The organism is Pseudomonas sp. 05T35 (genome assembly GCF_056396605.1).
In genome coordinates this window covers 1-5,780 of sequence record NZ_JBFTLU010000287.1, presented here as the reverse complement: position 1 = coordinate 5,780, position 5,780 = coordinate 1, and the positions used below count along the sequence as shown (strand labels likewise).

The 5,780-nt window shown below is 57.3% G+C and carries 5 protein-coding genes and 1 pseudogene; 2 read left to right on the top strand and 4 right to left on the bottom strand.

All coding sequences use genetic code 11. From position 1 onward, the window contains the following. Positions 1-241 (top strand): annotated as a pseudogene (locus AC1DH9_RS20250) (PilZ domain-containing protein); the annotation flags it as partial. A 34-nt stretch (positions 242-275) separates the two neighbouring features. Here the strand turns inward: AC1DH9_RS20250 and radA are convergent. From radA to katB, 3 genes are all read right to left on the bottom strand, one after another. Beyond that, positions 276-1,643, bottom strand: coding sequence for a DNA repair protein RadA (gene radA / locus AC1DH9_RS20245; RefSeq protein WP_019691594.1), 1,368 nt, complete (start codon positions 1,641-1,643; stop codon positions 276-278). Positions 1,644-1,688: 45 nt separating this feature from the next. Further along, complete coding sequence (locus AC1DH9_RS20240) at positions 1,689-2,243, bottom strand: ankyrin repeat domain-containing protein (RefSeq protein WP_347928831.1); 555 nt, start codon at positions 2,241-2,243, stop codon at positions 1,689-1,691. A 63-nt stretch (positions 2,244-2,306) separates the two neighbouring features. After that, entirely contained in the window at positions 2,307-3,848 is a 1,542-nt protein-coding gene (gene katB / locus AC1DH9_RS20235) for a catalase KatB (protein WP_427537979.1), read from the bottom strand. A 284-nt stretch (positions 3,849-4,132) separates the two neighbouring features. Between katB and mscL the strand changes: the two genes are divergently transcribed. Continuing rightward, positions 4,133-4,546, top strand: a complete 414-nt coding sequence (mscL, locus tag AC1DH9_RS20230; RefSeq protein WP_477808659.1) for a large-conductance mechanosensitive channel protein MscL — start codon at positions 4,133-4,135, stop codon at positions 4,544-4,546. Between the two features lie 43 nt (positions 4,547-4,589). Here mscL and AC1DH9_RS20225 read toward each other — a convergent pair whose 3' ends face one another. After that, positions 4,590-5,366, bottom strand: a complete 777-nt coding sequence (locus AC1DH9_RS20225; protein ID WP_427537985.1) for a ferredoxin--NADP reductase — start codon at positions 5,364-5,366, stop codon at positions 4,590-4,592. Positions 5,367-5,780: the final 414 nt, after the last annotated feature.

Below are 5,780 nucleotides of genomic sequence, written 5' to 3'. Positions count from 1 at the left end.
GCCCTGGCTTGGGGACGAAGAGAAGATGTTTTCGGTCGACATTCACCTGAGCAGTGACACCGAGATCCGCATGGATGTGCAACTGTCCCATGACAATAACCACCAGTTAGGCTTCGTCTGTCGGTACATCGATCTGGAGTCTGTCAGCAAACTGCGGCGGCTGGTCGAGCTCAACACGGGCGATCAGGCCGAACTTGAGCGAGAGCTGGGTGCGCTGATCCACATTAGACCACTCTTGTAGGAGCTGCCGCAGACTGCTCCTACAAGGGCTGGGTTTATTCAAATAACGCGTCCAGGGCCTGTTCCAGTCGCGTCACCGCGATGATCCGCAACCCGGCAGGCGCTTCCTTCGGCGCATTGCCCTTGGGCACGATGGCGCGTTTGAAGCCGTGCTTGGCGGCTTCCTTCAAGCGCTCCTGACCGCTTGGCACCGGCCGCACTTCACCAGACAAGCCAACCTCACCAAACACCAACAGATCATGTGGCAATGGCCGATTGCGCAGGCTGGACATCACGGCTGCCATCAACGCCAGATCGGACGCCGTCTCCAGCACCTTGACCCCGCCGACCACGTTGAGGAACACGTCCTGGTCGTGAGTCGGTATGCCTCCATGACGGTGCAGCACCGCCAACAACATGGCCAGGCGATTCTGATCCAGGCCAAGGGTGACACGGCGTGGGTTGGCCAGGTGGCTGTCGTCCACCAGTGCCTGAACTTCCACCAGCATCGGTCGCGTGCCTTCCCACGTCGCCATCACTACGCTGCCCGGCACTTCTTCCTGCGCGCGGGTGAGGAAAATCGCCGAAGGGTTGGAGACCTCTTTCAAACCCTTGTCGGTCATACCGAACACGCCCAACTCGTTGACCGCACCGAAGCGGTTTTTCACCGCACGCAACAGACGCAGGCGTCCATCCGACTCGCCTTCGAAATACAATACGGTGTCGACCATGTGCTCCAGCACTCGGGGCCCCGCCAAGGCGCCTTCTTTGGTCACGTGGCCGACGAGGAAGATCGCCGTGCCGCTCTGTTTCGCGTAACGCACCAGCAATGCCGCGCTTTCGCGAACCTGAGAGACGCCGCCCGGTGCCGATTGCAGTTGCTCGGTGAAAATCGTCTGGATCGAGTCGATCACCATGACCTTGGGTTTTTCCACCCGAGCCGTGGCGATGATGGTTTCGATGCAGGTTTCGGTCATGACTCGCAGTTGATCCTGCGGCAAGCCCAGGCGTCGAGCGCGCATGGCCACTTGCTGCTGGGATTCTTCGCCCGTGACATACAGCGCCGGCATCCGGGTTGCGAGGTTGCACAGGGTTTGCAGAAGGATGGTCGACTTGCCGATCCCCGGATCACCGCCGATCAGAACCACCGAGCCGTCGACCAGGCCGCCACCGAGCACCCGATCCAGCTCGCCGGACGCGGTGGAGAAACGTGGTATTTCTTCGACACTGACTTCGGCCAGCGTCTTGATCTGCGCCTGCTGCCCGGCCCAGCCGGTACGACCGCTGGGGGCAGCGGCACCGCCACTTTCCACCAGGGTTTCGGTCAGGGTGTTCCAGGCCCCGCATTCGCCGCATTGGCCGGCCCACTTGGGGAAGGTCGAGCCGCACTCGGTGCAGCCGTACATGCGCTTTGCCTTGGCCATCTGAACTCCCGGAAAAAACCGCGATGATAGCTCAGCTGGACACGATCAGCGCGGCGCCGGGGTACGGATTTCGCCCGCGGCCAGACGCGCGGCGCTGTTACCCAGCGGATCCTCGGCATTCAGGTCGGCCCCCTTGGCAGCCAACGCGTCGAGCAACTCGACCCGTTTGAACAGGCCCGCATACATCGCCGCCGTCTGGCCTGCGCCATTACGTTGCTCCGGGCTGCAATCGGTCGCCAACAGTCGCCTGGCTATTTGCACTTCGCCCTTGAAGATCGCCCCCATCAGCGCCGTATTGCCACGCAGGTCCTGGGCACAGGCATTGGCCCCGGCGCCGAGCAAGCGCTCTACCGCCGCAGACTGACCATGGTAAGCCGCCAGGATCAAAGCGGTGTAACCCTTGCTGTCGCGAGTCTCGAGGGAATAGCCCGCCTCGATGAACGTCTCGAGCATCGGCACATCGCCGCGACGAGCGGCGTCAAAGTAGTAATCCTGCAATTGCGCCTTGAGYGCTACCGGGTCCTTGGTCAGGTCGGCACCCGGTTCTGCATAAACGCTGCTCGCCAGGCTGGCCAGAAACAGGCAAAGATATATTCGCATGGCATAGCTCCTGGGCTCTCGCACGGAACTGAGTCGTGCGAGAGCCGGTTGAGGCAATGACGATCAGTCGACCAGTTTGTCCGCGAGCGCCTTGACGCGACTCAGATCCCCCTTGGCGACCTTGGTCACGCCAGTGCCATATTCCGGGTCAGCCTTATAGAGGAAGGACAGGATGATGTGCTTGCTTTCGTCATCCGTGGTGGCCAGCGAGCCACCAAAACTTTCGATCAGGTCGCTGCGCTCCTTCTTGTTGAACGAACGATACAGATCGCCGGCCTGCTTGAAGTTTTGCTCGCGCTGGATCTTCGCCTGCTGGGTCGTACCCGACAGCGCCGACTGGCTGTAGCGTGCCGCTTGAGGTTCCTCACGTGACTCCAGACGACTCGGCTGATAGTTCACACCGCCGTTGCTGCGACCCGTGTTCATCGCTCCGTCCTGGTTGCCGTTGTTCACCGTTACTTTTGGTGCATTGATCGGTAACTGCAACGCATTGGCGCCCAGGCGATACAGTTGCGTATCGGCATAAGAGAACACTCGACCTTGCAACAAACGATCTTCCGAAGGTTCAATTCCCGGCACTAGATTGGCCGGCGCCATGGCAACTTGTTCGGTTTCCTGAAAGACATTCGCAGGATTACGATTGAGCACCATTTGTCCAACTTTTCGCTCAGGGATACCCGGCCAGATCTTGGTAGCGTCCAACGGATCGAAGTCAAACTTGTACAGGTCTTGCGGTTTTAGAACCTGAACATACAAGTCCCACTTTGGAAAGTCGCCTTTATTGATATGAGCCACCAAGTCATTGGTCATATGACTGTAGTCTTGCCCCTGAACCCTGGTAACGGCTTGTGGGTCGAGGTTATTAATCCCCTGCAAACTCTTCCAATGAAACTTAACATAGCTGACTTCGCCTTTGGCATTGACCAATTTATAGGCGTGAACGCCATTACCGTCCATTTCCCGGTAGCTCGCCGGTGTGCCGGAGTTGGAATACAGCTCGGTCAACGTCCGAGTGGCTTCCGGGACATGGGAAAAGAAGTCGAACCGGCGTGAGTCATCATCCAGGTTGGTGCGAGGGTCTGGTTTGAAGGCGTGGACCATGTCCGGGAATTTGATTGCATCGCGGATGAAAAAGGTCGGGAAGTTATTGCCGACCAGGTCCCAGTTACCGTCTGCGGTGTAGAACTTGGTGGCAAAGCCTCGTGGGTCGCGCAGGGTTTCCGGGGAATGGTTGCCGTGCACCACCGCGGAAAAACGCACGAACACCGGCGTTGTCTGGCCTGCGGCAAAGACTTTGGCCTTGGTCAGGTCACTGAGATCATCGGTTACCGTGAAACTGCCATGGGCCCCCGTACCGCGGGCATGTACGACCCGCTCCGGAATGCGTTCGCGGTCAAAGCGCTGGAGTTTCTGGATCAGTTGCACGTCCTGCAACAGCACCGGACCAGTGGCCCCCGCAGTCTGCGAGTTCTGGTTGTCGCCCACAGCGGCGCCGTTATCACGGGTCAGGGTCGCCGCGTGAACGGAGAATGACAGCAGGCTGGCGGTCAAGACGCCGAATACACGGCGATGGGAAAAAGCCCCTTGGCTAATGGCGGTGGTCATGTCGAACTCCTCTGGTTTTGTGTAGCGCATCCAGGTGCGCTGAACAGAGGCTAGTGACCAGGCAGTCAAAACATAAATAGAAAGAACGCAATGCGTCGATTGAGAGTTTTTTCTGGTCTATCAGTAGGTTGGCGCGTATTCGCGCGCGATTGATGGCACTTTGTAAACTATTTGCCAGTAAGCGGGTCGATAGCAGCGAGCACTGTAAGAAGTTGTGTCGAGCAAGACCCGACGTGCTGATTTACACTGCGTTCACCAACCTCATCTGTAACAAGGAATAACCTATGGGCGTGATAAGTGAGTTCAAGGCCTTCGCGGTCAAAGGTAATGTGGTCGACATGGCCGTCGGTATTRTCATCGGCGCTGCGTTCGGCAAGATCGTTTCGTCGTTTGTCGGCGATGTTGTCATGCCGCCAATCGGCCTGCTGATCGGTGGGGTGGACTTCGCGGACCTCTCGGTCACGCTGAAAGCGGCGCAGGGCACGGTCCCGGCAGTGGTGCTGGCCTACGGCAAATTCATCCAGAGCATCATCGACTTCCTGATCGTCGCGTTCGCGATCTTCGCGGGCGTGAAAGCCATCAACCGTCTGAAGCGCGAAGAAGCGGTGGCGCCAAGCCTGCCGCCGGTTCCGACCAAGGAAGAAGAACTGTTGAGCGAAATTCGCGACCTGCTTAAAGCGCAGAACAACAAGCCCTGAAGGCTGCGTTGCGAAATAAACGGCGCCTGATGGCGTCGTTTTTTTACCAGTAATTTTCCACAGCCACCTGACCAGGTCGCCGAGTCAGACTCAGTCGCATGTCGCGCGCTTTCAGCAAGTTGCGTGTGTCATCGATCATCTGCGGGTTTCCACAGAGCATCACTCGCGAATGTTCGGCCGTGATGGCGACGCCAGCCACCCGCTCCAGTTCGCCATTTTTGATCAACTGGGTGATACGCCCGCTCAACGCTTGCGGATGCGGCTCACGGGTGACCGTGGTGATAAATTGCAATTTATGGGCGTGCTCCGCCAAATACTCACGCTCTTCCAATTCAGCAATCAGCGCCTGATAAGCCAACTCCCGCGCTTCGCGCACGCTATACACCAGAATGATTCGCTCGAATTTCTCCCAGACCTCGAAGTCCTGCAGGATCGACAGAAACGGCGCAATTCCCGTCCCTGTGGACAATAACCAGAGATCACGCCCATCGACGAAGCGATCAAGGGTCAGGAAACCAAAGGCCTGACGGTCGACCATCAGCGTATCGCCCACCTCCAGACGACTCAGCTCGCTGGTAAATTCGCCACCCGGAACGACGATGGAGAAGAACTCGAGAAACTCGTCGTGGGGTGAAGAGACCATGGAATAGGCGCGCCAAACCGTGCTGCCGTCAGCCTTGGTAACCCCTAAACGGGCGAATTGCCCGGCACGAAAACGAAAGCCCGGATCTCGCGTGGTACGCAGCGTGAACAGACCGGGGGTCAATGGTTGGACATCGAGCAGGGTTTGGCGGGTGAACTTCTCTGCGCTGGCGGTCATGGGGCGCTCCATTGATCTGGTTACCCCAGTGTCCCGCAAAGCCGGATGAAGAAACACCGTCGGTTTGTAGTGGTATTAATGAACAGACGAACTGTTAACTAAAGAGTTAAAGGCAGGGTTCACGGCTAAAAGATGAAGATAGTTTTAATATCTCTACAGCTGACGGACGAAGTCTCATGCTCTGTACAGGTTCTGTTCCCCTAAGAACCCGCTGTTCATTTAACGAGCCCATCAAGAGCAAAAAACTCACTTCACACATGTAATATTTATCCTACACTCGTGACGTAAAAATTAGATCCAATTAATGCCTGTGCGGCGAAGTGCAATGCAAGGAAGGTTTTCCATGGATACTTGGAAGGAAACTCAGCTAAAACAGTTGATTGGCGAGTTAGACATTGAAAATGCCTACAAAAT